The 26296-nt window shown below is 57.2% G+C and carries 28 protein-coding genes; 14 read left to right on the top strand and 14 right to left on the bottom strand.

The annotated features are described in order from the left end of the window. Positions 1 to 22 precede the first annotated feature (22 nt). Positions 23 to 433 (top strand): VOC family protein, encoded by a 411-nt coding sequence (locus AC2FI9_RS16225; RefSeq protein WP_496769052.1) that lies wholly within the window; start codon positions 23 to 25, stop codon positions 431 to 433. A gap of 160 nt (positions 434 to 593) precedes the next feature. Beyond that, a complete protein-coding gene (locus AC2FI9_RS16230) occupies positions 594 to 1658 on the top strand; it encodes a hypothetical protein (RefSeq protein WP_496769054.1) in 1065 nt (354 codons plus the stop codon). Between the two features lie 42 nt (positions 1659 to 1700). Here the strand turns inward: AC2FI9_RS16230 and AC2FI9_RS16235 are convergent, their stop codons facing one another. The 3 genes from AC2FI9_RS16235 to AC2FI9_RS16245 are packed head-to-tail and all read right to left on the bottom strand — an operon-like array spanning position 1701 to position 6261. After that, positions 1701 to 4748 (bottom strand): efflux RND transporter permease subunit, encoded by a 3048-nt coding sequence (locus AC2FI9_RS16235; RefSeq protein ID WP_496769055.1) that lies wholly within the window; start codon positions 4746 to 4748, stop codon positions 1701 to 1703. An 11-nt stretch (positions 4749 to 4759) separates the two neighbouring features. Further along, positions 4760 to 5797, bottom strand: coding sequence for an efflux RND transporter periplasmic adaptor subunit (locus tag AC2FI9_RS16240; protein ID WP_496769057.1), 1038 nt, complete (start codon positions 5795 to 5797; stop codon positions 4760 to 4762). Beyond that, positions 5794 to 6261, bottom strand: coding sequence for a MarR family winged helix-turn-helix transcriptional regulator (locus AC2FI9_RS16245; RefSeq protein ID WP_282151756.1), 468 nt, complete (start codon positions 6259 to 6261; stop codon positions 5794 to 5796). Before AC2FI9_RS16245 ends, AC2FI9_RS16240 begins: the two co-directional genes overlap by 4 nt. 168 nt (positions 6262 to 6429) lie before the next feature. On the opposite strand from AC2FI9_RS16245, the gene AC2FI9_RS16250 reads away from it, so the two are divergent. Next, complete coding sequence (locus AC2FI9_RS16250; RefSeq protein WP_496769059.1) at positions 6430 to 7554, top strand: beta-ketoacyl-ACP synthase III; 1125 nt, start codon at positions 6430 to 6432, stop codon at positions 7552 to 7554. 107 nt (positions 7555 to 7661) lie between these two features. Here AC2FI9_RS16250 and AC2FI9_RS16255 read toward each other — a convergent pair whose 3' ends face one another. Together AC2FI9_RS16255 and AC2FI9_RS16260 are read right to left on the bottom strand one after the other, a co-directional pair. Then, complete coding sequence (locus tag AC2FI9_RS16255) at positions 7662 to 8255, bottom strand: HAD-IA family hydrolase (RefSeq protein WP_496769061.1); 594 nt, start codon at positions 8253 to 8255, stop codon at positions 7662 to 7664. A gap of 181 nt (positions 8256 to 8436) precedes the next feature. Further along, the gene (locus tag AC2FI9_RS16260) at positions 8437 to 8898 is read right to left on the bottom strand and encodes a hypothetical protein (protein ID WP_058275729.1); all 462 of its coding nucleotides are present in this window, start codon (positions 8896 to 8898) and stop codon (positions 8437 to 8439) included. A 354-nt stretch (positions 8899 to 9252) separates the two neighbouring features. Between AC2FI9_RS16260 and AC2FI9_RS16265 the strand changes: the two genes are divergently transcribed. Further along, complete coding sequence (locus AC2FI9_RS16265; RefSeq protein ID WP_496769063.1) at positions 9253 to 9831, top strand: thymidine kinase; 579 nt, start codon at positions 9253 to 9255, stop codon at positions 9829 to 9831. On the opposite strand, the gene AC2FI9_RS16270 is transcribed toward AC2FI9_RS16265, so the two are convergent. From AC2FI9_RS16270 to AC2FI9_RS16290, 5 genes are all read right to left on the bottom strand, one after another. Next, positions 9828 to 10778, bottom strand: a complete 951-nt coding sequence (locus tag AC2FI9_RS16270) for a 2-hydroxyacid dehydrogenase (RefSeq protein WP_496769065.1) — start codon at positions 10776 to 10778, stop codon at positions 9828 to 9830. The genes AC2FI9_RS16265 and AC2FI9_RS16270 overlap by 4 nt on opposite strands. Then, a complete protein-coding gene (locus AC2FI9_RS16275; RefSeq protein WP_058275547.1) occupies positions 10778 to 11116 on the bottom strand; it encodes a tRNA-binding protein in 339 nt (112 codons plus the stop codon). The genes AC2FI9_RS16270 and AC2FI9_RS16275 overlap by 1 nt, the downstream gene beginning before the upstream one ends. Beyond that, a complete protein-coding gene (proC, locus tag AC2FI9_RS16280; protein WP_496769067.1) occupies positions 11109 to 11924 on the bottom strand; it encodes a pyrroline-5-carboxylate reductase in 816 nt (271 codons plus the stop codon). Before proC ends, AC2FI9_RS16275 begins: the two co-directional genes overlap by 8 nt. Before the next feature lie 36 nt (positions 11925 to 11960). Next, positions 11961 to 12461 carry a type III secretion system chaperone family protein gene (locus tag AC2FI9_RS16285; protein ID WP_496724030.1) on the bottom strand — a complete coding sequence of 167 codons (501 nt, stop codon included), beginning with the start codon at positions 12459 to 12461 and terminating at the stop codon, positions 11961 to 11963. A gap of 313 nt (positions 12462 to 12774) precedes the next feature. After that, entirely contained in the window at positions 12775 to 13023 is a 249-nt protein-coding gene (locus AC2FI9_RS16290; RefSeq protein WP_050604795.1) for an accessory factor UbiK family protein, read from the bottom strand. Between the two features lie 97 nt (positions 13024 to 13120). Between AC2FI9_RS16290 and lgt the strand changes: the two genes are divergently transcribed. From lgt to AC2FI9_RS16315, 5 genes are all read left to right on the top strand, one after another. Beyond that, on the top strand, positions 13121 to 14008 hold the full coding sequence (lgt, locus tag AC2FI9_RS16295; RefSeq protein ID WP_496769069.1) for a prolipoprotein diacylglyceryl transferase: 888 nt from the start codon (positions 13121 to 13123) through the stop codon (positions 14006 to 14008). Continuing rightward, entirely contained in the window at positions 14005 to 15072 is a 1068-nt protein-coding gene (locus tag AC2FI9_RS16300; RefSeq protein WP_496769072.1) for a class I SAM-dependent methyltransferase, read from the top strand. Before lgt ends, AC2FI9_RS16300 begins: the two co-directional genes overlap by 4 nt. Then, entirely contained in the window at positions 15069 to 15827 is a 759-nt protein-coding gene (pgeF, locus tag AC2FI9_RS16305) for a peptidoglycan editing factor PgeF (RefSeq protein ID WP_496724024.1), read from the top strand. The genes AC2FI9_RS16300 and pgeF overlap by 4 nt, the downstream gene beginning before the upstream one ends. Before the next feature lie 269 nt (positions 15828 to 16096). Next, positions 16097 to 16225, top strand: a complete 129-nt coding sequence (locus tag AC2FI9_RS16310; RefSeq protein ID WP_496769074.1) for a hypothetical protein — start codon at positions 16097 to 16099, stop codon at positions 16223 to 16225. Positions 16226 to 16557: 332 nt separating this feature from the next. After that, positions 16558 to 17340, top strand: coding sequence for a Hint domain-containing protein (locus AC2FI9_RS16315; RefSeq protein WP_496769076.1), 783 nt, complete (start codon positions 16558 to 16560; stop codon positions 17338 to 17340). Positions 17341 to 17456: 116 nt separating this feature from the next. Here the strand turns inward: AC2FI9_RS16315 and AC2FI9_RS16320 are convergent, their stop codons facing one another. Continuing rightward, a complete protein-coding gene (locus AC2FI9_RS16320; RefSeq protein ID WP_108859290.1) occupies positions 17457 to 17957 on the bottom strand; it encodes an Lrp/AsnC family transcriptional regulator in 501 nt (166 codons plus the stop codon). Between the two features lie 226 nt (positions 17958 to 18183). Between AC2FI9_RS16320 and trxB the strand changes: the two genes are divergently transcribed. The 5 genes from trxB to AC2FI9_RS16345 all read left to right on the top strand — a co-directional run bounded on the left by trxB (position 18184) and on the right by AC2FI9_RS16345 (position 24222). Further along, positions 18184 to 19125 (top strand): thioredoxin-disulfide reductase, encoded by a 942-nt coding sequence (gene trxB / locus AC2FI9_RS16325; protein ID WP_496738199.1) that lies wholly within the window; start codon positions 18184 to 18186, stop codon positions 19123 to 19125. A 4-nt stretch (positions 19126 to 19129) separates the two neighbouring features. Next, on the top strand, positions 19130 to 19606 hold the full coding sequence (locus tag AC2FI9_RS16330) for an RES family NAD+ phosphorylase (RefSeq protein ID WP_496738200.1): 477 nt from the start codon (positions 19130 to 19132) through the stop codon (positions 19604 to 19606). Between the two features lie 51 nt (positions 19607 to 19657). Further along, complete coding sequence (locus AC2FI9_RS16335; protein ID WP_496769078.1) at positions 19658 to 21328, top strand: adenylate/guanylate cyclase domain-containing protein; 1671 nt, start codon at positions 19658 to 19660, stop codon at positions 21326 to 21328. A 206-nt stretch (positions 21329 to 21534) separates the two neighbouring features. Then, positions 21535 to 23253 carry a bifunctional sulfate adenylyltransferase/adenylylsulfate kinase gene (locus AC2FI9_RS16340; protein ID WP_496769080.1) on the top strand — a complete coding sequence of 573 codons (1719 nt, stop codon included), beginning with the start codon at positions 21535 to 21537 and terminating at the stop codon, positions 23251 to 23253. 111 nt (positions 23254 to 23364) lie between these two features. Beyond that, entirely contained in the window at positions 23365 to 24222 is an 858-nt protein-coding gene (locus AC2FI9_RS16345) for a hypothetical protein (protein ID WP_496769082.1), read from the top strand. On the opposite strand, the gene AC2FI9_RS16350 is transcribed toward AC2FI9_RS16345, so the two are convergent. The 3 genes from AC2FI9_RS16350 to AC2FI9_RS16360 all read right to left on the bottom strand — a co-directional run bounded on the left by AC2FI9_RS16350 (position 24219) and on the right by AC2FI9_RS16360 (position 26293). Continuing rightward, a complete protein-coding gene (locus tag AC2FI9_RS16350) occupies positions 24219 to 25088 on the bottom strand; it encodes a hypothetical protein (protein WP_496769083.1) in 870 nt (289 codons plus the stop codon). The genes AC2FI9_RS16345 and AC2FI9_RS16350 overlap by 4 nt on opposite strands. After that, a complete protein-coding gene (locus AC2FI9_RS16355; RefSeq protein ID WP_496769085.1) occupies positions 25088 to 25972 on the bottom strand; it encodes a PhzF family phenazine biosynthesis protein in 885 nt (294 codons plus the stop codon). The genes AC2FI9_RS16350 and AC2FI9_RS16355 overlap by 1 nt, the downstream gene beginning before the upstream one ends. 96 nt (positions 25973 to 26068) lie before the next feature. Then, positions 26069 to 26293, bottom strand: a complete 225-nt coding sequence (locus AC2FI9_RS16360; protein ID WP_058275531.1) for a DUF1150 family protein — start codon at positions 26291 to 26293, stop codon at positions 26069 to 26071. Positions 26294 to 26296 lie beyond the last annotated feature (3 nt).

A 26296-nucleotide genomic window follows, 5' to 3' on the forward strand; every position in this document is an offset into this window, starting at 1 on the left:
CGTCCCTATATCGGGGGAAGCCGTGCGCCTGTACGTCACTTATGGAACAAATGACCTGTCGCGGGCCATTAAGTTCTATGACGCGATCTTTTCTGTCTTGGATCTGCCACGCCTTCCGGGATGGACCAAAGATCGTGCGGGTTGGGGAACCGAACCAGACGATGGGACCGGGTTCTGGATACACACACCCTTTGACGGGAACCCTGCCAATGTGGGCAACGGGACGATGATCGCATTTCCCACCCAAAGCGCCGCAACGGTCCGACAGTTTCACACAGCAGGGCTGGAGCATGGTGGCACAGACGCTGGTGCCCCGGGTACAAGAGACTATTACGCACCTGATTTCTATGTCACTTATCTGCGCGACCCTGACGGGAACAAACTGTCCTGTTTTTATTATCACTATGACCCGGCAAGGGATCCGGGCGACTGAACCCGGCGCCAGAAATACCGATGAGCTGGCGATCTAAGCGCATGTAAGTTGGCGGCAACAATTCGAAATTGCCAGCAAGTTTAAGGCAACGACTTTGACACAAGAGCACTATCCGATTTTTGCCTCCAGCAGCCTTACGGAACTCGGGCTACGCCGCGAAATGAAACCGGGCCATGTTGGCCCAGACTATACCGAGCACGTGTACGACTATGACACGTTCTGGTACGATGCATTTTGGGACCGGGGCAGCCTGGTGGTTTTCTGCCCAAAACTGTTCGGCCTGTACCACGTGATCCGAGAAGGCCAGTTTTATCTGGATGAAGACAAAGTCGGGAAACCCCGCCTGAAGTCCCATGAGTTCTATGATCTATTGATCATCCGGACGTCAAAGAAGCCACAAACCCTAAGGTTTGAATGGCGCGGTTCTGGTGTCGAGTCGCCCGTGAATTCGGTCCAGCAGGATTCGGCCCCTCACACTGGGAAAAACGTGGCCGTAACCTTGTCGCGTGACAACGACCTGACCTGGATTGAAGATTTTGCCCGTTACCATTGTCAGATGCATGGGCTGGAGCAGATGCTGTTCTTCGACAATGCCTCAACCCGGTATGGGCTGGACGACATCCGCGAAGCGCTGAGGCGGGGTGGGATCCATAACCCAACGGTGCTGTCCGCGCCTTTCAGGTACGGCGTTGTTTCGCAAGACAGAAAGGGCAAAAACCGTCACAATACGATGTTTCTGCAGACTTCGCTGCTGAACATCGCGCGCTTGCGTTTTCTTTCGGGCGCTCGCGCGGTTCTTCAATGTGATATTGATGAACTGGTCTGGTGCAAAAGCGGTTCAATTTTTGACCTCACCCAAAAACGGCCAACCGGGTTTGTCCGCCTGGGTGTGGAATGGCGGTATCCGGATGCAGGCTGCACCGAAAATTTTCGACATTCCGATCACATCCGCAAAAAGGCGGACGACAAACTGTGCAGAGCCAAATACTGCATCGCGCCCTCTGGTCCTCTTTGGTTTACGTCATGGCACGTCCACACAATCGGGCTGTTGAAGTCACGAGGCAGTCTGATCACCCCAAAATCCAATGGCGTCTGGCATTGCAAGGCAATCACGTCGAGCGCTTGGCGAAGTTATGACACTAATGCCCGATCCAACTATGACATTGCCCCTGAAACGCAGGCGGCCTTAGACCGAGTCAATTGGTCGAAAAACCCGGCTGGATAGGACACCAGCCGGGTTTGAGAAATTCGACAAAAATCTGAGCTGTTACGCAGCGGCTTCTTTAATCTCACGCTTTTCATCTCGCGCGAAGAAGATCATGTAGAAGACGGGCGCTGCGACCATCGTCAGGATTGTCGCGAAGGCCAGGCCGCCCATAATCGTCACCGCCATGGACTTGAAGAACGCATCTGTCAGCAACGGCGCCATGCCCAGAATAGTGGTGATCGCGGCCAGCATCACTGGGCGCAGACGTGAGACCGAGGCCTCGATGATCGACTCGCGCAAGCCTTTGCCGGTTTCGCGGACCAGATCGATTTCCTCGACCAAAACAATGCCGTTCTTGATTAGCATCCCCGACAGGCTGAGCAGACCCAGCAGCGCCGTGAAGGTGAACGGAAGACCAGTACCCAACAACCCGATAACCACGCCATTTACGGACATCGGCACCAGCAACCAGATGATAATCGGCTGACGGATGGCGTTAAAAATCAACACCGAAATCAGCACCATGATCAACAGGCTGACCGGCAACTGACGGCCCAGGCTTTCGTTGGCGTCACCGGCGTTTTCGAACTCGCCACCCCACTCCATGCGATACCCTGCGGGCAGTTCCATCTCTTCGATGGCAGCGCGAACTTCCGAGTGGACCTGAGCCGCCGTCAGACCCGCCGGAATTTCGGCGCCGACGGTAATGGTCAGCACCCGGTCACGACGATGAACCAGCGTGTTGAGCGATTTGTACTCGAACCCGTCGACCATCTGTTCGATTGGCACAAACTTTTCGGACTGATCCGAGTACACGACCTGATCGACGATCGAGTAATCTCCGTCCGCAGGGCGGCGGATGATGATCGGGATCAAACGGTCGCGTTCCCGGAATACACCCGCCCTGATACCATCGGTCGAAAATTGCAGCGTTCCGGCGATGTCTTCACGGGTGACACCGGCAGTCTGCGCTCGTTCTGTCGCATAGATAGGCTGAACCGCCAGTTCCTTCTCACGCCAGTCCTGATAGACATGCAAAGCGTTCTCGGACGCACCGCGCATCCGCTGAATCGCTTCGTCCGCAAGCTGCCGCAGAACAGCCGGATCACTACCCGAGAACCGGGCCTGGATCGGATCACCGCCGCCAGGGCCAAAGATCAGACGCTTGGTGCGGAACTCACCTTCGGGGAATTGAGCGGAGCCAAACGCCTCTAGATCAGCCTGCAATGCGGGAATGTCATCCAGAGTTTCTGTACGGATGATCATGTGGCCATAGCTGGGGTTCGGTTTCTCTGCCGAATAGGTCAGCAGAAACCGGGTTGCCCCCTGCCCAACAAATGTGGTGACGGCAACGACATCGTCGCGTTTGTCCAGCCATTCTTCGAATACAGCCATATCCTCGGCCGTTCGCGCGATGGGCGTACCTTGCGGCAGTTTGTAGTGCACGAAGAACAGCGGCGTGTTCGAATCGGGGAAGAACTGCTGTTTGACCAGTCCAAACCCGGCGAAACAGGCAACAGTGACGCTTATCAAACCGGCAACAACCAGCCAGCGGAACCGGAGCGCCCAGCGCAGGATGCTGCCGTAGACACGGAACATGATCCCGCCATAGGCATCCACAGCGCCTGCCTCACCCTGCTTGAAGAAATAGTGGCCCAGCATTGGTGTCACCGTCAGAGCCAGCACCCAGCTCAGCAGCAGTGAAATACCGATCACCGCAAACAGAGAGAACAGGAACTCGCCCGTCGCATCCGGGCTAAGACCGATCCCTGCAAAGGCCATGATCCCGATGACGGTCGCGCCCAACAACGGGATTTGCGTCTTGGAAGCAGCTTCATCCGCAGCATCGCGCGAGTTTTTCCCGCGCAGCATCGCGATCTGCATGCCCTCAGCCACAACGATGGCGTTATCCACCAACATACCCATCGCGATAATCAGCGCACCCAACGAGATCCTCTCCATCTCGATTGAGAACATCGACATGAACAGCAGCGTTCCCACCACGGTCAGCAACAGGGTTGAGCCGACAACAACCGCCGCGCGCCATCCCATGAACACCGCGAGTACGATAACCACAATGGTCACGGACATGGCCAGATTTACCAGAAAGTCATTCGAGGCCTGCTCGACCACCACGTGCTGTTGGTAGATCGGCAGGATTTCGACGCCAAACGGGATTTGCGAGTCCAGCTCGGCGAATTTTGCATCAGCGCGTTTGCCGACCTCGACAATGTTTTCGGTGGACAGACCCGCAATGCCCAATGTGAAAGCTTCGGTCCCGTTGAACCGGATCATCACCTCGGGGTCGGTCTGGCGACCACGATACACGTCGGACATATCAAACAAGTTGATCACCTGCCCTTGCGAGCCTACCGACAATCCCGCAATCGCTGAGACACTGTCCGACCCTTCGGCAGTCAGGATGGTCGTGCGGTCATTCTCTGAGCGGACCGAGCCCGAAGCGTTCACCGAATCCGCATTGGCAATAGCTTCATTGATGGACTGCAGCGGCACATTCTGGTTCACCGAGATGGCCAGATCGGGTTCCACAAAGATAGCCTCTTGCGGCAGGCCCATCACTTCTACGTCTGCGACGCCTTCGACGGTCAGCAATTCGCGCCGCAAGAAGGTGGACAGCTCGTGTTTTTCAGCGTCCGAAAACCCATCAGCCGTTACCGCATAGAACAGCCCGAACACGTCGCCGAACCTGTCATTGACCAGCGGCGCCTGCACTCCGGACGGCAGGCTGCGGGCCGTATCACGCACCTTGGCGCGCAGCTTGGTCCAGATTTCGGGCAATTCGGTTCCGTCATATGTCGATTGGATCTCAACTTCGATCAGCGAAAGCCCGGGCTGATTCACGGATGTGATCGTATCAACCTCACCCATTTGCTGGATGGCGGATTCCAGTGGCTCGGATACCTCCAGCGCCACCTGTTCAGCCGTTGCACCGGGATACTGGGTCACGATGACCGCGTTTTTAATAGTGAAGGCCGGATCTTCCAGACGTCCCAACGACAGAAACCCCCAGACGCCACCAAACAGGGCGATCAGGATTATCAGCCACGTATAGATCGGGCGATCAATGGATGCGCGCGCAATGTTCATCGATCCGCCCTTCAGTTTGCAAAGCCGACAAAGCGGCGAACGGCTTGGCCATCTGTCAACGTGCTGCCACCCGCGACGACGATCTCGTCACCATCGTTCAACCCTGTCAGAACACGGACTTCGCCGGTCTGCGTGGGTTCGATGGTAACCGGCACAAGCTGGACGGCGCCTTCATCGGCCCCAACCGGTGAAAACACCATGACGCCCAGACCGCCCTCAGCGTCCGAAATGATGGCCGTTGCGGGCACAACGATACCTGTCCGGGCGTCCTGGACTTTCACATTCACGGTCACTGACGAACCCGGCAAAATCTGCAATCCTTCAGGTGGCGTGAGGCCAAACTGGATGCGGAAAGTCTGACCCACGCTCGAGGTTTCGGCGTCAAATTCCCGGATCTGCAGGGGGAAGACCTCGTCGCTGGTTGGAAACTTCGCCGTAATCGCAATGTCATCTTCCTGACCCGATCGTTGGAACAGGATTTCCGGAACATCTACTTCGATCCGCAATTCGGACATATCGTGGATACGCACGATGGGCGCCCCTGCGTTTACAGTGGTAAAAGACTCGACCGTTCGGCGTGAGACCAGCGCGTCAAACGGCGCGGTCAGTGTGGCGTGTTCCAGATCATATTCGGCATCGCGGACGGCGATATCCGCCAGTTGCGCTTCGGTTTCCGCGTCGTCCACCGCCACCTGGCTGGCTGTGGTTCCGCGCAAACGAGAAAGACGGGCCACGGTACGATCCGCCTGATCCTTTTGCAGGACAGCGCGGTCATAGCGGCGCTGGAATGGTTCCTGATCCAGTTGCGCGATCAGCTCGCCCTTGGGTATCACAAACCCCTCGGTCACCGGCATTTCGACGATTTGCCCGGAAACCTGAAAGGCCAGATCGACGGTTTGCCGCGCAGCGACGCGACCAAAAAACTGGCGCGAGAAGCCGGGCGATGTCTCTTGGACCATCATTAGTTTTACGGGCTTGGCGCTATCCTGCGCCAAAACGGAGGTGGCGAACACGGTCAGAGCGACGCTCAGTACAGTGAAGAGTTTCATTTCTTCAATCCCTCAGGAATTCCTGTTTTCATTATGTTTTCCCGGATCTTCCGGGCCAGTCGTGCAAATTCGGCAGTTTCGTCAGCATCCAGCCCAGAAGCTCTGCGGAACAGGTCTCCCGCCTCGGACATCAGAACCTGTCGCATCTCAAGCCCCTTGTCGGTCAGAACCAACAACCAAGCCCGACGGTCTTCCGGATCGCGCTGGCGGGTCAGGTACCCTGCCTCTTCCAGCGCGTCAGCGGTTGACGTGATGGTGGACGGCACCGTCAGCATGTCTGCAGCCAAAACGCCCATGCGTTTGGGTCGCTCAAGCTTGACCATCATATGGCATTCCTGATGGCTCAGCCCGACCTCTAGTGCGTCCAGGCTTTCTTCCAGTTTCCAGTAGAGCGCATAGACTCCCATCATCGCCTGCACTTCGGGGCTGAGGCAGCGGACCAGCGCACTGTCGTCATGGGTCATCGGTGAATCCGTTTGTAACTTTGGCCTCGCATATACTTCGAAATATGAACTATTCAAGATGTGAAGTGGATTTCAGCCCAAACTTTGACATTCCCTTGGGTCAACGTCTCTTGATCTAACCCATATATGACTGCATTTTGGGCGAATCCGAAACATTCAGGTCTTATCATGTACACGCCCGCGATCACCGGCTCAGGTGTTTTCACCCCCGAAAACGTCATCACCAACGCCGAACTTGTCACGGCCTTCAACGCCTATGCCGACAAGATGAACGCCCAAAACGCAGACGCAATCGCGGCGGGTGAGATTGAGCCGATGCAGCATTCGTCGGAAGAGTTCATCTTCAAGGCCTCGGGTATCGAGAAACGCTACGTGATGGACAAGGACGGTGTTCTGGACCCTGACGTGATGCATCCTTTGTTGCGTCAACGTGGCGATAACGAACCGGGCATCATGACCGAGATGGCCGTGGATGCGTGTAAAAAGGCGCTGGAACAGGCCGGGCGCAGCGCTGAGGACGTTGATCTGGTGATCTGTGCCGCGTCTAACCACGAACGCGCCTATCCCGCCGTCGCGATCGAAATCCAGCAAGCGCTTGGGATCAGCGGGTTCGGGTTTGATATGAATGTCGCCTGTTCTTCGGCCACTTTCGGGATTCAGGCCGCCGCGGACATGGTCCGCTCCGGCTCGGTCCGCGCCGCATTGGTGGTAAACCCCGAGATTTGTTCAGGGCATCTGGAATGGCGCGACCGCGATTGTCATTTCATCTTTGGCGACGTGGCCACCGCCACTTTGATCGAGCGGGTCGAAGACGCGAAGGGTCCGCATTTCGAAATTCTGTCAACACGCTGCGCGACCGAATTCTCGAACAATATCCGCAACAACAACGGCTTCCTGCGTCGTTCACGCCCTGACGGGGTGGTCGACCGCCGTGACATGCAGTTCATGCAGAACGGACGCAAAGTCTTCAAAGAAGTGCTGCCAATGGTCAGCAAGCACATCTCGGATCACATGGACGCGGAAGGCGTGAACAGCGATGACCTGAAACGCCTGTGGCTGCATCAGGCCAACAAGACCATGAATGACTTCATCGGCAAGAAGGTTCTGGGACGCGAACCCGAGGTAGGCGAACAGCCCAACATCCTGCAGGACTATGCAAACACGTCCTCGGCCGGTTCCATCATCGCGTTTTCCAAGTATTCAGATGATCTGTCAGACGGAGATGTCGGCCTGATCTGTTCCTTCGGCGCGGGCTATTCGGTGGGATCGGTAATCGTCAAGCGGCACGAGTGAAGTATTGGCGCCGCGACACATCCATCACAACCCAGGAAACGCCGTACCACAGCACGCAAAACGACATCAGGAACGCTTGATTGGGACGCAAAAGGTATAATGCCCGCTTAATTTACACTGCGGTGTAGAATCGTGGAAAGGCGTTCCGTTCCATCCCAATGGACAGCCTTCCATCCTGCAGATCGGGCTGCCTCAATATTCGGAAGGGTATCATCGACCAGCAAAAATTCACCCGGTAGGCGCCCGACCTCCTGCGCTGCGAAAGCGAAGAACTCAGGCGTTGGCTTTCTACACCCCGCTTTTGCAGAGTACACGATGCCGTCAACTTCGTCGCCAAGCTCCATTGTATGCATGAGATAGATTGCTCTCATGTGATCCTGGTTGGTTGCAAGATAAACAGGTATGCCTTTGCGTCTCGCCTCGCGCACATCCGCAACAGTGGTTTCGACTATGCGTGAATCCCCTCGAAACCAATAGTCTATCAAATCAGGGGCTTTGATGGTCGGTGCGACACGCTTCAGAACACCCTCTAGTATCGGCAGGAGTTCAGCCCGTCCCTCGACAATGGCAGTCCATTCAGTTTTGAAAAACTCTTCCGCAAGCAGTTTAGGATCAAGTCCCAGATCCTTCGATAAATCAGTGTCCCATCGCAGACCATCGCCGGGACGACCGTCGACGAGGACACCATCAACATCAAGCATCAGGCATTTTGCCATTACCGAACCATTTAGTGACGCAACTGTAGTGGTGCACTTGTCGCTTGTAGGACAATTGAAACGAAACACACCTGTTCAAATCCAACTCAATATAAGGACTGCTAAAAAGGTTGCGGGTTGTTCACAGGAACATCGTCCTAATCCCTGAGCGGCGCACACCGAAACTTCAGCTTACGCTTTCCTCTTCCAGATGCAGCTTCATATCCAGCAGAACTTGTTGCAGCTGGCTGGTTTCCCTCAGAAGACGCTTGGCTTCGTTTACCGTGATGATGCCATCCTCGATTGCTGACTGGTATTCGGTCATCAGCATTGCAAACCGCTGGCTCAGCGCGATGACGTCGGAATTCACTCCGCCAGTACGGGGGCTGTCGTCATTGCGCCCGTCATAGGACAGGGTGATATTTTTCAGATCGGCCAGCGCCGAGGTGACGTGGGGGAAGTTTGCCACTGCTTCAAGCCGCGCCACCGCATCGACCGGCATGAACCGATCAGTATGTTCGACATTGTCAGAATAATAACGGCCCAACGTGGCTTTGGATTTGCCTGTAATCTCACACGCGGATTCGATTCCCACGTCTTTAACCAGCGCTTCAGTGTGTTTTTTCAGGTAGGCCCCGATATCTGCCATGTTTTTACCTTTACTGCCTGCACGCCCCACTAAATCTGCCATTGCGGGGGAAAGGGAAAAGAAAATTCCCATACTCGATTCATAATTGAAATGTCATATGTTGGCTATCCCTCAGATATGCGGGGGTTTTGTGAGTGAGTGGAGGCATTTAATGCCAGTAATGAGTGATTGCGGGTCGGTATTCTTGTCCTGCTACGGTTAGGCCGCATGTTGGCCGACGGCGTCGCTGTTGTTGAGGCGGGGGAATCCATCCCCAATGGGCTTACGCTCGACCTCTGCAACAATAACGGCGACGTCGCTTATTAAAGCTCTTGATGGCTTGCCCGATCAAAGCAGGCGTTTTAGACCCGACCCATGGCAAAACTATACTTTAATTATTCGACGATGAACGCGGGAAAATCGACCGTGTTACTGCAAGCCTCGCACAATTACCGTGAGAGGGGGATGGACACCTATTTGATGACCGCGGCCCTTGATGGCCGGGCCGGTGTTGGCAGGATTGCGTCGCGGATCGGCATATCGGCTGATGCGGACACGTTCGCCGCTGGAACCGACGTGTTCGCGATGATTGAACAGCGCCTGAAAAAAGGGAACGTCACCTGCGTTTTTGTCGATGAGGCGCAATTTCTGACCGAAGAGCAAGTCTGGCAATTGGCCCGGGCGGTCGATGATTTGCGGGTGCCTGTCCTTGCCTATGGCTTGCGCGTGGACTTTCAGGGCCGCCTGTTTCCCGGTTCAGCTGCCCTGCTGGCGCTGGCCGACGAGATGCGCGAAGTGCGGACTATTTGCGAATGCGGACGAAAGGCGACGATGGTCATCCGTCAGGACGAAAACGGCAACGCCATTACCGAAGGCGCGCAGGTGCAGATCGGCGGCAATGAAACCTATGTTTCGCTCTGCCGCAAACACTGGCGCGAGGCCGTCGGGCGCTAGACCGGGTTCGGCAAAGATCGCCCCGCGACGAAAGCTGCAACGTTGTCCAGCGCTATATGCCCCATATCGGTGCGCACCTCTTCGGTCGCTGTGCCAAGATGGGGCAGTATCGTCACATTCTCCATATCGCGCAGGGCCTGCGGAACGGTGGGTTCGAACTCATAAACATCAAGGCCCGCGCCTGCGATCTGACCTGATTGCAGGGCGTTGACCAGTGCGGATTCGTCCACAACTTCTCCGCGCGCGATGTTGATCAAGATGCCCGAAGGTTTCATCGCCTCCAGCACCGGCGCATTGATCAGGTGGCGCGTTTGCGCACCGCCTGGAACGGCGAGCACCAGGAAATCGACCGCAGCCGCCAGTTCTTTCAGGTCCGGTATGTTTTCTGCGGGAAACTCCACCTCTTTCGGGCTGCGCGACTGGTACGCCACGTCCATCCCAAAACCGAAATGACAACGCCACGAAATGGCCTGACCAATTCTGCCCATCCCGACGATCCCAACGCGTTTTCCGGTCACATGATGCCCCAGCATTTGCGTCGGATGCCAGCCTTGCCATTTGCCCGAACGAACCAGCCGTTCCCCCTCGCCCGCGCGGCGCGCGGTCGACAACAGCAACGTCATCGCGATGTCTGCCGTGGCATCGGTTACCGCACCGGGGGTGTTTGAGACCTGAATCCCTGCAGCCCGCGCGGCTACGACGTCGATATGATTGTACCCTACGCCGAAATTTGCCAGCAGTTTGCAGCGCGGCTGCGGCACTTCCGCGAAAATTGTGGCCGAAAACTGATCGCCCAGGGTGGGCACGACCACATCAAATTCGGCCAATGCGTGCCGCATTTCGTCGGGCGACATTGGCAACGTGCTGCTGCGGATCTCGACGTCGAACTCGGCGCGAGCGCGCGCCTCGACGGCGGCCGTCATGGGGCGTGCGATCAAAAGTTTCATCAGTGCATCCGCCCGCCGGTTGGAACCTCGCCATCCGGACCGATCAGAACGATCTCGCCCTTGTCGTCGGGCAGGCCCAGCACCAGAACCTCGGACATGAACTTGCCGATCTGGCGCGGTGGGAAATTGACAACGGCCATCACCTGCTTGCCAACCAACGTCGTCGGATCGTAATGCGCCGTTATCTGGGCTGAGGTTCGGCGCTCGCCAATTTCGTCTCCAAAGTCGATCCACATCTTGATCGCGGGCTTGCGGGCCTCTGGGTAAGGCTCGGCGCGGACAACCTTACCGACCCGAATGTCGACCTTCAGAAAATCATCGAATGAAATCTCACTCACGGGACAGCTCCTTGGATCGGTCAGTTGCAGCCTTGACGGCGCGGTGCAACAGATCGGGGAAACCTTCTTCCTCATGCATCAGCACTTCAAGCGCAGCTTGCGTCGTACCGTTGGGCGACGTCACGTTGACACGCAGCTGCGATGGGTCTTCCTCTGCCGCCATGGCCAAAGCCCCTGCCCCGGCAACGGTCGATTTGGCCAGTTTCATCGCCAGATCAGGCGGCAAGCCTTGCGCCTGTCCGGCTGCTGCCAGCGTTTCGATCAGGTGGAAGACATAAGCAGGCCCCGAACCGCTCAGCCCGGTCACCGCGTCCATCTGCGCCTCGTCCTCAAGGCGAACTGTGTCACCAATTGCGGACAGCAGGTTTTCCGTTAGGGCTACATCGGTGTCTGAGGCGTTTGCATTGCCGATCAATGCTGTGATCCCCTGCCGGATCGCCGCCGGTGTATTTGGCATCGCCCGCACAATTGGGGTGCCTTCACCCAACAAAGCTTCAAAGGTGGCGATTGATGTGCCCGCTGCGACTGACACAAACAGGCTGCCGCCTCCGCCCAGCGCTTTGATCGCTGGCAGTGCCTCGCCCATCATCTGTGGCTTGACGGCCACCAATACGACCGCCGGGGCCTCGGGTAATGGAGTGTTGATATTGACGCCCTGCGCCTTCAGCCAATCCGAAGGATACGGGTCGATCACCCAGACGGCTGACGTAGGAAGGCCATGCTCCAACCAACCGGCGAGCATGGCCGAACCCATCTTGCCGCATCCCAGAAGAACCAGCCCCTGCTCGGCGACGCGTGACATGTCCATGATTGCCCCTCTCCATATCCGGTTTGGGGCAAATCTTTACGCGCGGCCGTAGGCCTCTGCAATGGCGACCTGCATCGCGTCCTCGGGATCGCGGTTGCCCCAGGTGACCAGTTGGATCGCGGGGTAATAGCGCTCGGCGCTCAGAACCGCGGCGGTGATCATTGTGTCGATCTGTTCCGGGCTGGCCATCTGGCCACCCGCCAGAACCAAACCGTACCGGTAGACCATCAGCTTTTGATTGGCCCAATACGTAAATGCACCAGCCCAGCACTGATCATTCATCTTGTTGAGCAGCTCATAAAGCTCGTTCTCGCGCTCGGATGGAGGTTCCATTTCGAAAGAACACACCATGCGGAGCGTTTCGTCATAGTTGGACCAGGCCAAGGTGATCGAATAGGTGCGCCACTGTCCTTCGACAGCCATGGCAATCTGATCATCCCCGATCCGGTCGAAATCCCAGTCGTGGTGTTCGGCAAGATGTTCAACAATGTCGATTGGATGAAGGTCTTCTTCGAGAAACTGTTCGGAAAGGGCCATAATGCCACCTCACTAATCTCTAGCCTTTTAGGGGCTGGCAGCGCCCCAGCGCTAGTTGCTTGCTCTACAAGCCGGGCTTCCCCAGTCTGCCTGTACTAGATATGGTGCGCCGCTGGCAGGGTTCTGGCAACCCTATTTGTTGGGGATAACATCAATAAGTTGTGGACAGTCGGCAACGGCGATCAAAATATTGGCGCCACCGCCAGCTTTGTCTTGATTAAATTTGGTAAGGTGTCAAAATACACAACACCGCACAATCCCAGCGTGGATTGCGCGGCGGTTTTCTTTTTTCAAAATCTCGAGTGTGCGGAACTTATTTGTCCAGCTTGGCTTCAAGCGCGGCAATACGTGCCTCAAGCGCTGCGTTCTCTTCGCGCGCCTTCTGGGCCATGGCGCGCACAGCATCAAATTCTTCGCGCGTGACGAAATCACGATCGGCTAACCAGCGGTCGATCATCGACTTCATGGCGTTCTCGGCTTCTTCCCGCGCGCCTTGCGCGACGCCCATGGCGTTGGTCATCAGTTGGGAAACGTCATCAAGAATCTTATTACGGGTTTGCATGGCTTTACTCCGGTATCGCGGTTGGTCTCTATATGGGCAAAGAATGGCCCGGGCTCAAGGTTGACTTGCCCCGCTAACCCCGGGCAATGAGACGCACATGCAGGCTGTTCTGAATTTCCCCGACCTTTCGCCCGAAGTTTTCTCGATCTCGCTGTTCGGGATGGAGTTCGCACTTAGATGGTACGCGCTGGCCTATATCGCCGGTATTCTGATCGCATGGCGATTGGGTACTGCGGCGCTGAAGCGTCCGGCCCTTTGGCCTGCAGATACTCCACCGATGAAACCGCAGCAGTTGGAGGATCTGATCACCTGGATCATCCTCGGCGTGATTCTCGGCGGGCGTCTGGGGTTCGTTCTGTTTTACCAACCGGCTTACTACCTATCGCACCCGTTGGAGATATTGATGATCTGGCAGGGCGGTATGGCCTTCCATGGTGGTTTGCTGGGGGTCGTCGTTGCGTCCTATCTCTATGCGCGGCGTTACCAGGTCCCGGTTTTGTCTTTGGCCGATCTGATCGCACACGCTGTGCCGCCCGGACTGCTGTTGGGGCGGTTGGCGAACTTCACTAATGCCGAGCTTTGGGGGCGACCCAGCGACGTTCCATGGGCAGTGATCTTTCCAGGTGGCGCCGCGCAGGACTGCCCTGGTGTTGTGGCCGGGATGTGTGCCCGACACCCCTCGCAGCTTTATGAAGCTGCACTGGAAGGTTTGTTGCTGGGCGCACTTCTACTGTGGATGGCCTATCGGCGTGGGGCGTTTCACAAGCCCGGTCTGGTGATGGGTGTATTTCTGGCAGGTTATGGCGCCTCGCGTTTCATTGTTGAGTTCTTTCGTCAGCCTGACGCACAGTTCGTCTCGGCCGGGAATCCGCTGGGGCTGGCGTGGCACGTGGGCGGCTATGGCCTGACCATGGGGCAAATGCTATCGCTGCCAATGATCGCGCTTGGCCTTTGGTTTGCACTGCGCGCGCGACGCACTCAATGAACCTTAAGGATCACCTACTGGCGCAAATTGCGCTGAATGGCCCGATGAGCGTGGCCGATTTCATGACTGAATGCCTGCTGAACCCTAAGTTTGGATACTACACCACCCGCGATCCGCTGGGGGCGCAGGGGGATTTCATCACTGCACCGGAAATCAGCCAGATGTTCGGAGAGTTGATCGGGCTTGCTCTGGCGCAAAGCTGGATGGATCAAGGCAAGCCGGACAGGTTCATTCTAGCAGAGTTGGGACCGGGTCGCGGCACACTGATGGCAGATATCCTGCGCGCAACCAGCAGCATATCTGGATTTCACGAGGCCGCAGAAATTGTTTTGTTCGAGGCCTCCCCTGCCCTGCGGGACAGGCAGGCGCAATTGCTGAGCGGTCACAACCCGCGCTGGATCGATACGCTCATCGACCTGCCCGAAGCCCCCCTGTTTCTGGTGGCGAACGAGTTTTTTGATGCCCTGCCAGTCCGCCAATTCATACGTGAAGGTGATGGCTGGCGCGAACGTCTAATCGGTGCGCAGGGCGAATCGCTTACGTATGGGCTGGGGCCGAACACGGCTCAGATCGGTCTGGCAGATCGCATGACCGACACCCAAGATAGCGATTTGGTTGAACTTTGCGCGGCCGCAATTCCGATCCTGACCGTGATCGCTGGGCGGATCGCCACTTATGGCGGGGCGGGTCTGATCGTGGATTACGGTGACTGGCATTCGCTGGGCGACACGTTTCAAGCTTTGCAATCACATGAACGTGTTGATCCCCTGCAAGCTCCGGGTCGGGCGGATCTGACCGCGCATGTAGATTTTGAGCCCCTTGCTATTGCCGCACGCGCCGCCGGTTGCGCCCATACAAAGCTGACACCTCAGGGCATGTTTCTGGAACGGCTGGGCATCACGGCCCGCGCACAGGCGCTGGCTGCGCCACTCGGCGGGTCTGAGCTTGAGGCGCTCATTGCTGCACATCGCCGGTTGACGCATCCCGAGGAAATGGGAAATCTGTTCAAAGTACTGGGCCTCTACCCTTCTTATGCTGCACCTCCACCGGGACTGGAACCATGACATTGGAAATTCTGACCTCGGACGTCCTATCGCCTGTCCGCCACGGGTTTTTCAGCCGTCGGGGCGGAGCGTCTTCCGGAATATTCGCGGGTTTAAACTGCGGCTATGGCTCGTCTGACCAAACCGAAGCGGTGGCAGTGAACCGTCAGCGCGTGGCCGCGGCGATGGAGGTCAACCCGGACGCATTGGTCGGGGTGCATCAAGTGCATTCCCCAACCGTTCTGACAGTGGACGCTCCGATAAATGGCGACAAACCCAAAGCGGATGCGGTTGTCACCGCAACCCCGGGATTGGCGCTGACGATTCTGACAGCGGATTGCCAACCGGTCCTGTTTGCCGATTCTGACGCGAATGTGATCGGGGCTGCGCATGCCGGGTGGCGCGGTGCTTTGGACGGTGTATTGGAGGCAACCCTGGACGCGATGGAGGCATTGGGCGCGCAGCGGGAAAACACCGTCGCTGTCATTGGTCCTACGATTTCTCAAAACGCGTATGAGGTCGGTCCAGATTTCCTGGATGAATTCGCAGCGGATTCGCCCGAAAACCTTAGGTTCTTCGCGAATGGCAATGGGGATCGACTGCAGTTCGACCTGCCCGCCTTTGGTCTGCACAGATTGCGACAAGCCGGGGTGGGTCAGGCGGAATGGACGCGGCACTGCACCTATTCAGACCCGGACAGATTTTATTCCTTCCGCCGCTCGACCCACGCGAAAGAAGCCGATTATGGCCGTTTGATCTCCGCCATTAAATTGTAGAGCGCGCCCAAAATGTGGCGAAATCGCCGCTTTTTCGCCACATTTGTTGTGTCTGTTTGAGTCGAGACATTTTGACTTTTATTGTCCGCACTCAGGTGTTTATCAAACGATTATCCCGCGGTGCGAGGCATTCCAAAGAAGAGGATCTGCCGACCTTCGACTTTACTGTTTAAATCCTGAGTCAGCCTTATCGGTGCCGCATTGACGCGCCACACTGATCCTACACAGGAACCCGGGGTAGCTGCCCCGGTACGACTAGGAATAATAACATGAAGGTTAAATCTCGTTTTCTCAGTGCCGTTGTTGCGGCCACGCGAGAACAGGCACCGGAAATGCCGTGGAAACGGGTTTCCAGTTCTTCGATCAGGGTCGCGCGCCGCTCGGCACGCCAACGCTGATCAAAAGCCCAAGGAACCATGCTGCCGGTTCCAAAGGTCAAGACGCACATCGGAGGGGTGCTCCGGGCCGGTGTGTGACCAACCGCTGAAATTTCCAGCGGCCTGGTTCAGGGGTGTGTGTGCGCAGGTAATTTCCGCCTGTGTTTTAGTGAGTTTGTCTGGGGGGTCAGTGTGTTGACCAAAGGAAAGCGAAAGTTCATCGCGTTGCGACGCCGCAAAGGCGTGCGCCCTGAGGTCGCTATCTCATTAAAGACAAAGAATACGCCGGTCAGGTTGCCCTGTACGGAGGGCTTTACCCATCTGAACGGTATTTTAGGAGGGACGGAATAAAAATGACAATTCCACATTCCTTGACGCGCGCAGCCAGAAACGCGGTCGAAACTTCGGCCATGCTGCGCGAAATTCCGAAGACAAACGCAAGACCAAAGGCGCAGTTGCGGCGCTATGAGGTCAGTACCTTGATGCCGAACGGAGATGTTTCGCAAACGCGCCACATCGCCCCGGCATTGCCCATGTTCGAAGACGCCTTTTGTGCCTTTACACGCGGATCCCTGGTGGAAACCGAAAACGGCCCATTGGCGATCGAAGATCTGCTTCCGGGCGACATGGTTCTGACGCAGGATGGCGCACTGCAGACCGTGTTGTGGAAGGGGTCGGTGACCCTGATTCCCGGGCGCGCGGATTCGCGTGGGCGTACACGCCCGCTAACTCGGATCATGGCCGATACATTTGGAATGCAAAAGCCGCTGTCCGGCGTAATCGCGGGACCTGCAGCACGTCTGCTGGGCGCACCTGCGCATCTGCGCCATTTACACGACGGGGGCGAAATTCTGACCCCTGTCCATGAATTCCAGGACGGTATGAGCGTGATCGAAACATTGCCGCCGACCCCGATTGAGCTGTTTCACATCTGCCTGAAACGTCATTCGGTCATCAAGGTCGATGGCCTGCAATTCGAATCATACCATCCGGGAGTCAATGCCGCACGCCAGGTTAGCCAATCGCTCAGATCGATCTACTTGAACTTGTTTGCGCATATCGAATCGCTGAGCGATTTTGGTCCACTGGTTCTACCACGCGCAGGAGACGGTGAGATAAATGCGCTTTCTGCGTGACAACGAAAACTAACTGCAATGTGGGGGCATTATGCAGCTGATAATTAGTTGGGTTCTATCATTAACGGTCGCTGCTTTTCTGCCGCCGTCAAAACCGCATCAAAAGCGAATGATGTTCACGCCGTCCGGTTCATTCGTTCTTCCAGAACGTCGAAGGGAACGCCGGGTTCGTCCTTGGCGCCGCGAATAACCAGCGATGTTTTTACGCTGGCTACATTGGGCGTGGTCAGCAGCTCACCCGTCAGAAACTGCTGAAAACTGCTCAGGTCGGGGGCGACGCATTTCAGGATAAAGTCCACCTCGCCGTTCAACATGTGGCATTCCCGGACCAGCGGCCATTCACGGCAGCGTTCCTCGAACGCGTTCAGTTCGGATTCGGCCTGGCTTTCCAGCCCCACCATGGCAAAGACCTGAACCTCGAACCCCAACTCGCGTGAGTTCACATCGGCATGGTAGCCGCGGATAAGCCCGGAATCCTCAAGCGTACGCACGCGCCGCAGGCAAGGCGGCGCAGAAATACCTACGCGTTTTGCCAGCTCTACATTGGTCATGCGACCGTCTGCCTGCAATTCTGCCAAAATCTTGCGGTCAATCTCATCCAGCCGTATCGCGACCATGAAATGCTCCTAATTTTTCGGTTGTTATATCAGCACCCGACCAATGCGCAATTATCTTTCGTACCTGCGCAATATTCTATATTTTCAATGTTCTTTTTTTGGGCGCCTTGCCGCAAATGCATTGCTGCCTGTCAAAAGGTTGGGGGTTTAAGCCCTGCGCGACGCTCGCTATATCCATCCGTCAGGGGCCACGCGCCCCAATCAGGCAGATCGAGTTGGGGGTACTATGGCCGAAACACGACACACCAGGGTTCTGATCATCGGATCGGGACCGGCCGGTTACACGGCCGGCGTTTATGCAAGCCGCGCGATGCTAGAGCCGATTCTGGTTCAGGGCATTGAGCCGGGTGGCCAGCTGACCACAACGACCGAGGTTGAAAACTGGCCCGGAGACACCGAGGTTCAAGGCCCTGACCTGATGGTGCGTATGCAGGACCATGCCAAGGCGATGGGTTGTGAGATCATTGGCGACATCATCACCGATCTGGACGTCAGCAAACGCCCGTTCACCGCAACAGGCGACAGCGGCACAGTCTATACGGCTGATGCTGTCATTTTGGCCACCGGCGCGCGCGCCAAATGGCTGGGGCTGCCGTCGGAAGAGAAATATAAGGGCTTTGGCGTTTCGGCGTGCGCGACCTGCGACGGCTTCTTTTATCGCGGGCAGGAAATCGTGGTAATCGGCGGCGGCAACACCGCCGTGGAAGAGGCGCTGTTCCTGACCAATTTTGCCAGCAAGGTCACGCTGATACACAGACGGGATGAGCTGCGCGCGGAAAAGATCCTGCAGGACCGGCTGCTGAAGCATGAAAAAATCGAACCCCTGTGGTTCCACGAGTTAGAAGAAGTGACCGGCACCGATGCCCCGCTGGGCGTCGAAGGTGTGCGGGTCAAAAACGTGAAGACCGGCGAGATTACCGAAATCCCCTGCAAAGGCGTTTTTGTCGCGATCGGACACGCACCTGCCAATGAACTGGTCAAGGACTCGCTGGAAAGCCATATGGGCGGCTATGTCGTGACCAAGCCAGGTTCGACCGAGACCTCGGTGCCGGGTGTATTTGCGGCGGGCGACCTGACTGACCACATCTACCGGCAAGCTGTCACCAGTGCGGGAATGGGATGCATGGCCGCACTGGACGCCGAGCGCTTCCTAGCCGAACAGGACTAATCAGATGCTGGAATTCTCTGGCCCGGTCTGGAGAATTTTGTTTCTGTCACAATTGGACGCCCCTTTGGCCCCTGCCCGGGCGCCAGAGGGGCGTTTTCATTACGCGGGACAATCGGCGCTTTACGCTTCGCACAGCGCGGAAGGCGCCGGAATCGCCATTCGGCGATATGTCACGGCAGGCGATCCACCAAGGGTGTTGGTGCAGGCAAACGTGACAGACGCAAAGCTGCTCGACCTACGGGGCCAGTCTGACGCATCCGTCATATGGCAGGATATTCACGCCAAATGGGGCACCTCGCCGACATGGCGGTTCTCGGACCGCGCGCGTGACGCAGGCGCTGACGGGTTGCTATATAGCTCACGCTCGCGCCCCGAACTCAGCCACATTGTCCTGTTCGACCCGTCTCCTTCGCTGATCCGTGTGAATACGCCGTCAACAGATTGGACGCCGCCCTATCCGCAACCTGCGCTTGACCGCTAAGCCGCGGCGTATCAGACTCGGCCTCAGGCGAGACCAACGCAGGTGATCTGATTGAAAACTGTTCTGTGGCAAGGCGGGTGGGCAACCCGGCTGAGGATCGGCAGCGGCCTGGTTCTATTCGCCTTTGCGTTCTTTCACTTCATCAACATCGGCCTTGGTCTGTTTCACACGGACTACCTGCATGACATGCAGGATGCCCGGCATGTAATCACACGTCACGATGTCGGCAGCATAATACTCTATGCTGCTCTTTTGATTCACTCGGGGTTAGCCCTGTACTCGATCAGCCAGCGCCGGACTTTGCGCATGCCGTTCAGCACAGGGTTGCAGATGGTTCTGGGGTTGTTGATCCCATTGCAGCTGATCTCGCATATCGTGCAAACGCGCTATGCGAACACGGTCTACGATGTGAACGATGAAATGGGCTATATCATCGTTCTGATGTGGCCCAGCTACGCGGTCTGGATGCAAAGCCTGTTGTTGCTGGTGGTGTGGGTACATGGCTGTATCGGACTGCACATGTGGCTGCGGCTGACCCGCTGGTGGCCCAAACTGGTGCCATATCTGATTGGCCTGGCTGTGTTTGTTCCCACATTTGCCCTTGCCGGAGTGCTGACGGAAGGGCGCCGTATCTGGGCCGATTTTGCAGACCCGTTTTTGCGCGAACAATATATCGAGCATTACAACTGGCCCTCTCCCGAAGACTTCCAGCACCTGTTCAGCGTAAAAGACAATGCGCTCATGGCGTTCTGGGTGGCCCTTGGCGCATCCCTGGCGGTATTTGCGATCCGCAAGCTGTGGCGCCGCCGACATTCCGTGCGCGTCAAGTACGCTCAAGGCCCTGAGGTCGTTGCCGAAAAAGGGATGACCCTACTTGAAATTTCCCAAGCCAACGGTATTCCACACACGGCGCTATGCGGTGGCAAAGGGCGCTGCACCACCTGCCGCGTGATTGTCGAGGCGGGCGGGGATCAACTGCCCGAACCTGGTGAGGTCGAAGCCCGAAGCCTAGCTGCGGTCAGCGCCCCGGCGGGTGCCCGGCTGGCATGTCAAATCCGACCGATGGCTCCGATCACAGCGTTTCGCATGTTCCGTCCAGATGGCGCCCGACACCGGGCACATGCAAGCCAGGGTCAGGAACGGCAATTGGCGGTCCTGTTTCTGGACATGCGCGGCTTTACCTCGCGCACCGCTGGCCAACTGCCCTATGACATCGTTTTCCTGCTAAACCGCTTTTTCGACGCCATCGTCCCCGCGATCACGGCCGAGGGCGGAGTGGTCGACAAATACATGGGCGACGGCCTGTTGGCCGTGTTCGAAACCAACGACGCCCAAAGCTCTGCTCGGGCCGGGATGAAAGCGGCCATTGATATCAGCCTTGCCTTGCAGCGTTTCAACCAGCAGCTGGAATCCGAGGGCAGCCCCCGGATCCGCATCGGAATGGGCCTGCATCTAGGGGACCTTGTTCTGGGTGAAATCGGTGCCGCAGGCCACGCCGCCCGTACAATCATCGGCGACACCGTAAATGTGGCCAGCCGGTTAGAAGCCGAAACCAAATCCCTGGGCTGCGAACTTCTGGTCTCGGAAGAGTTGTTGCTGGCGTCAGGATATGACGGCGATATGCGGCAGGTTCGCCCATTCGAGCTGCGTGGCGTGACGCGACCGATTCCCGCCCTGCCCGTCCCCAAAGCCGCGGATCTGAACGCCAATGTCACTGCATAAGAACACTCGCCCTGAATTGGGTGGAATTGTTGCCCACATCGGGAACCAGCTTCGCAGATTGCCACGCAAACCGGAATTTCCTTCCATTGCGTGGAAAAACCGCGCATATCGTCCTTTGTTTCACCAAGGTATATGGACTTCACCCAAAAGCCGGGGCAAACGCCCCGTAATCAACGGCAAAGCAGCACTTTTACAAGAGTATTCCCATGACGATGTTAAGTAACCTGGCCCCAATCCCCGAATTGTTCGTGTCCTACGATTCAGCACAGAAACTGAAGGTGGAAGCCGCCGATCTGACCAGCTGGGACCTGAGCCCGCGCCAAATCTGCGACCTGGAATTGCTGATGAACGGCGGGTTCAACCCTCTCAAAGGCTTCCTGAGCCAGGCGGACTACGACAATGTCGTTGAGAACATGCGGCTGGCCGATGGTACCCTTTGGCCGATGCCCATTACTCTGGACGTAGACGAGGCGTTTGCCGACAAAGTCGAATTGGGCCAGGACATCGCGCTGCGCGATCAGGAAGGCGTCATTCTCGGCACCATGACCGTCACCGACAGTTGGACACCGGACAAAGCCCGCGAGGCCGAGAAAGTCTTTGGTGCCGATGACGAGGCGCACCCGGCGGTGAATTACCTGCACAACGTGGCGGGTAAAGTGTATCTGGGCGGACCCGTGGTCGGCATTCAGCAGCCCGTCCACTATGACTTTCGCGCGCGCCGCGACACTCCGAACGAGTTGCGCGCCTATTTCCGCAAAGTCGGCTGGCGGCGTATCGTGGCGTTCCAGACCCGCAACCCTCTGCACCGCGCGCACCAGGAACTGACCTTTCGCGCCGCGAAAGAGGCGCAGGCCAACCTGCTGATCCATCCGGTCGTGGGCATGACCAAACCTGGCGACGTCGATCACTTCACCCGCGTGCGCTGCTATGAGGCAGTGCTGGACAAATACCCGGCCTCGACCACATCGATGTCGTTGTTGAACCTGGCAATGCGCATGGCTGGCCCGCGCGAAGCTGTCTGGCACGGGCTAATCCGTGCAAACCACGGCTGCACGCATTTCATCGTGGGTCGCGACCATGCGGGCCCGGGCAAGAACAGTCAGGGCGAAGATTTCTATGGCCCCTACGATGCGCAGGATCTGTTCCGCAAGTACCAGGATGAGATCGGCGTCGAAATGGTCGACTTCAAGCACATGGTTTTTGTGCAGGAACGCGCGCAATACGAGCCGAACGATGAGATTTTGGATAAGGACAATGTCACTATCCTGAATATATCGGGCACCGAGTTACGCCGTCGTCTGGCCGAAGGTCTGGAGATCCCGGAATGGTTCAGCTTTCCCGAGGTTGTCGCCGAATTGCGCAAGACCCGCCCACCGCGCAGCCAGCAGGGCTTTACTGTGTTCTTCACCGGCTTTTCGGGCTCGGGCAAATCCACCATCGCCAACGCGCTTATGGTCAAACTGATGGAGATGGGCGGCCGCCCGGTTACTTTGCTGGATGGTGACATCGTTCGGAAAAACCTGTCGTCCGAACTGGGCTTTTCGAAGGAACACCGCGACCTGAACATCCGTCGCATCGGCTATGTGGCCAGCGAGATCACCAAGAACGGCGGCATCGCAATCTGCGCGCCGATCGCGCCCTATGCCACGACCCGCCGAGCAGTCCGGGAAGAGATCGAACAATTCGGTGCCTTCTGCGAAGTTCACGTGGCCACCACCATTGAGGAATGCGAACGCCGCGACCGCAAGGGACTGTACAAGCTGGCCCGCGAAGGCAAGATCAAAGAGTTCACCGGCATCTCGGACCCGTATGACGTTCCTGCAGACCCAGAACTGAGCGTCGAGACCGAAAATGTCGAGGTCGACAACTGCGCCCATCAGGTTCTCCTGAAACTGGAAAGTATGGGGCTGATTGCAGCATCCTAATTGCTACAACGAACAAGCAAAGCGGCCAGCAGTGGCCGCTTTTTGTGTTGGATTGACAAGCGCACGCTGCCTTGGTGCAAATGCAGACCCTAACCAAAACGCAAAGTGCCCATGACCCGCGACCTGCCTGCAATTGCCAGTTTCTGGTTCGGATCAGACCTGAGCTGGCTCGAGGCGCTGTGCATTCAATCCTATCTGGATAACGGTCACCGGTTTATCCTGTATACCGTGCATGACATCCAAGGCGTGCCCAGGGGCGCCGAAGTACGGCCCGCTTCTGATATCCTTTGGCCCGCGCCGTTTGATTTCCGACCGGAAGACCGGTCAGGGGTCGCAGTGTTTTCCGACATTTTCCGGCTGCGGTTGATGCAGAAAACCCCGTTCATTTGGGTCGATCTGGATGCCTACTGCGTCAAGCCATTCGACTTTTCTTCGACTTACGTTTTCGGGTCGACGCAATCAGGCACTTTTCCCAATGGTGTTCTGCGTCTGCCACCAGACTCAGAGACGCTGGCGCTATGGATTGATTTCGTGATCTCTGCCAACCCGACCCAGCCCTGGCGTGGCGGTCGGCTGTTTCGACACAATCGCAGGCGCATCCGAAACGGAGAGACCTGGGGCATCGAAGCACTTCCCTGGGGCAGCTCCGGCCCCAAGGCGTTGGAGTATTTTCTGCGCCAGACCGGCGAGGACAGCCACGCGATGCAGCCGGATGTGTTCTATCCTTTGGACAAGGAACAGCTATGGAAACTGCACGATCCGCGCATTTCCACGGCCGAGATCGAACGGGATAAGGTGCATTCAGTTCACATCTACGGACATCAGAAAAAATTCATGGCAGCCAAAACCGCCGGGCTGCCGGTCAGCGGATCATATCTGCAGCGCCTTTGCCTTCGACATGGGATCAACGCGCTGGCGAATCCGATCTTGCCGGTGGGATGGCTGGCCCCGCGGCCATTGGACGACTAGGCCGCGTTTATCTGTTCCCGCAGGGTTCGCACCGCTCGGCCTTCAAAGTCACCGAACTCTGCCGCCTTGCTTTGTGCAGCTTTCAGATGCGGCAGGTGTTCGGCATAGTCGTCAGCGGACAGGCTGTTGATTGCGCGCTGAATGTCGGCCTCGGACTCACAGAGGATCATACCGGCTGTGTCCATGAAGTCCCCGATATTCGGGCACCCCCAATAGATCGGGACCGTTGAACACAGGACCGCATCCGTCAGCTTTTCCGAAAAATAGTTCTTCTCGCGCACATTCTCGATCACAACGGAATAGCGATACGGAGCCAGCCCGTCTGATTTACGATCAAACGGCGTGTATCCCCGCCCCATGATATCAACGTCAGCGCCCGTTTCCCGCACCCAGTCAATCACCGAATGGCGAAGTTGGTGCCCTTCCAGATCGCGTTTGGCTGAGGCGATGAGCGAGCAGGATTTCGTTTTCTCTACGTTGAGGTCTCGCCAATCCGGCACCATCGTCACGCCGTAGGGCAGAAACACAGCGTTCGGAAGGTTCTGCAGCAACACGTCGTGGAACGTCATCACGCGAAAGAAACGCCGCCACGTGTAGCGCAGCATCTTGTCGTGCTTGGCGTGAATTGCCGACGGCTCACCCATCATCAGGGAAATCCGGGCGCGGGTCCCTCGGCGCAGGCGCAGATGGACGGTTGAATTAGGGTACATGATCAGGTGATCGGTACGCTCAAGATCGCCAACCGTTTTGCCCATCAGGCGCTCGGGGCACCCTTCGGGCCAGATCAGATCGGACAATGGAACCGAAGCCAGTTTCGGACCCAACCGATGCCCATAAGGAAGGATGGCGATCGCGGGTTCAGTCATTACAGTTGCCCGGGCAAATTGACCTGACCACGCATCAGAATATAGCCACGGCCCGCCACCTTGATACCGGTCATCGCATCGGCAGGTCCAACGCGTGTAACGGTCGCTTGGCCGGGGCGGCCCAAGTCGTGGCCCTGTTCTGCCGTAAACGTGTCCTTGGGCATCAGACCATATTTCCAGAGATAAGCTGCCATCGCCCCGGTTGCGGAGCCGGTGAACGGATCCTCGGGCGGGCTGGGCGGCAACATCAAAAGGCGTGAGAACGTGTCGCCCGCCTCGCTCGCGCCCTCCAGTGTCACAATAAATGGCTCGGCCATGTCCGATCCGGAATACCCTCCGGCCTCTATCACCTTGCACAGTGGTTCTTGTGCCAGCTTTGCGGCACGTAGCGCTTCGACGTCGCGCAGCACAGTGACGCAAAACGGCAACCCTGTGGATACCATCTGAGGTGGCGAGATGATCGCGTTTTCCGGCAGGCTGATGGCGGCGGCAACCAGATTGGCAGGAACCGTCGCACCGAATTGCGGGGCAACCTGCGTCATCTCAATTTCATCACCATTGAGTTGGATGGAAACGATCCCTGCCCCGGTTTCCAGTGTCAGTGCATCCCCCTGAAACAGACCCCGCGACCGCATCGCCGCGACAGTGGCAATGGTAGGATGCCCCGCAAAAGGAATTTCACGGCTGGCCAGAAAATAGCGCACCTTGATATCAGCCACATCCGACGGCCCGGTAAAGGTACATTCGACCAAGGACGTTTCGCGCACGTAAGCGGTACAGACATCTTCGGGCAGGACGGCCCCACCATGCACCACGGCGCATCCATTGCCGCCAAATGCGCGGTCGCTAAATGCGTCCACCCAGTCAAAATCAAACCAGCTCATGTTTGGTGCCTCCGCCCTGCGAACCCGTATTGGTTCGCATATCTCACCCGTGGGGCGGCGGATGTCACGGGAAAATCACACGCCGCGGGGGCCGTATTAGTGCACGGCCACCGGGGAAAAGTCATGTTCGCGCGCCAGAATAAAGGCCAGCTTGCGATCTGCGACCAGGGCCAGTTGCTGACCATCCGAGTCATGCACAGCGTAGAGCTGATCCAGATCACCGGCCTGTTCGCGCACTTCACGCGGCAGGTCAGCCACATCGACAGCTTTTACATAGACGATCCGGTCGCCTTCGGTGTTGATTTCAATCGGTGTATTCATAGC

The sequence above is a fragment of the Ruegeria sp. CDSA246 genome (assembly GCF_059611225.1).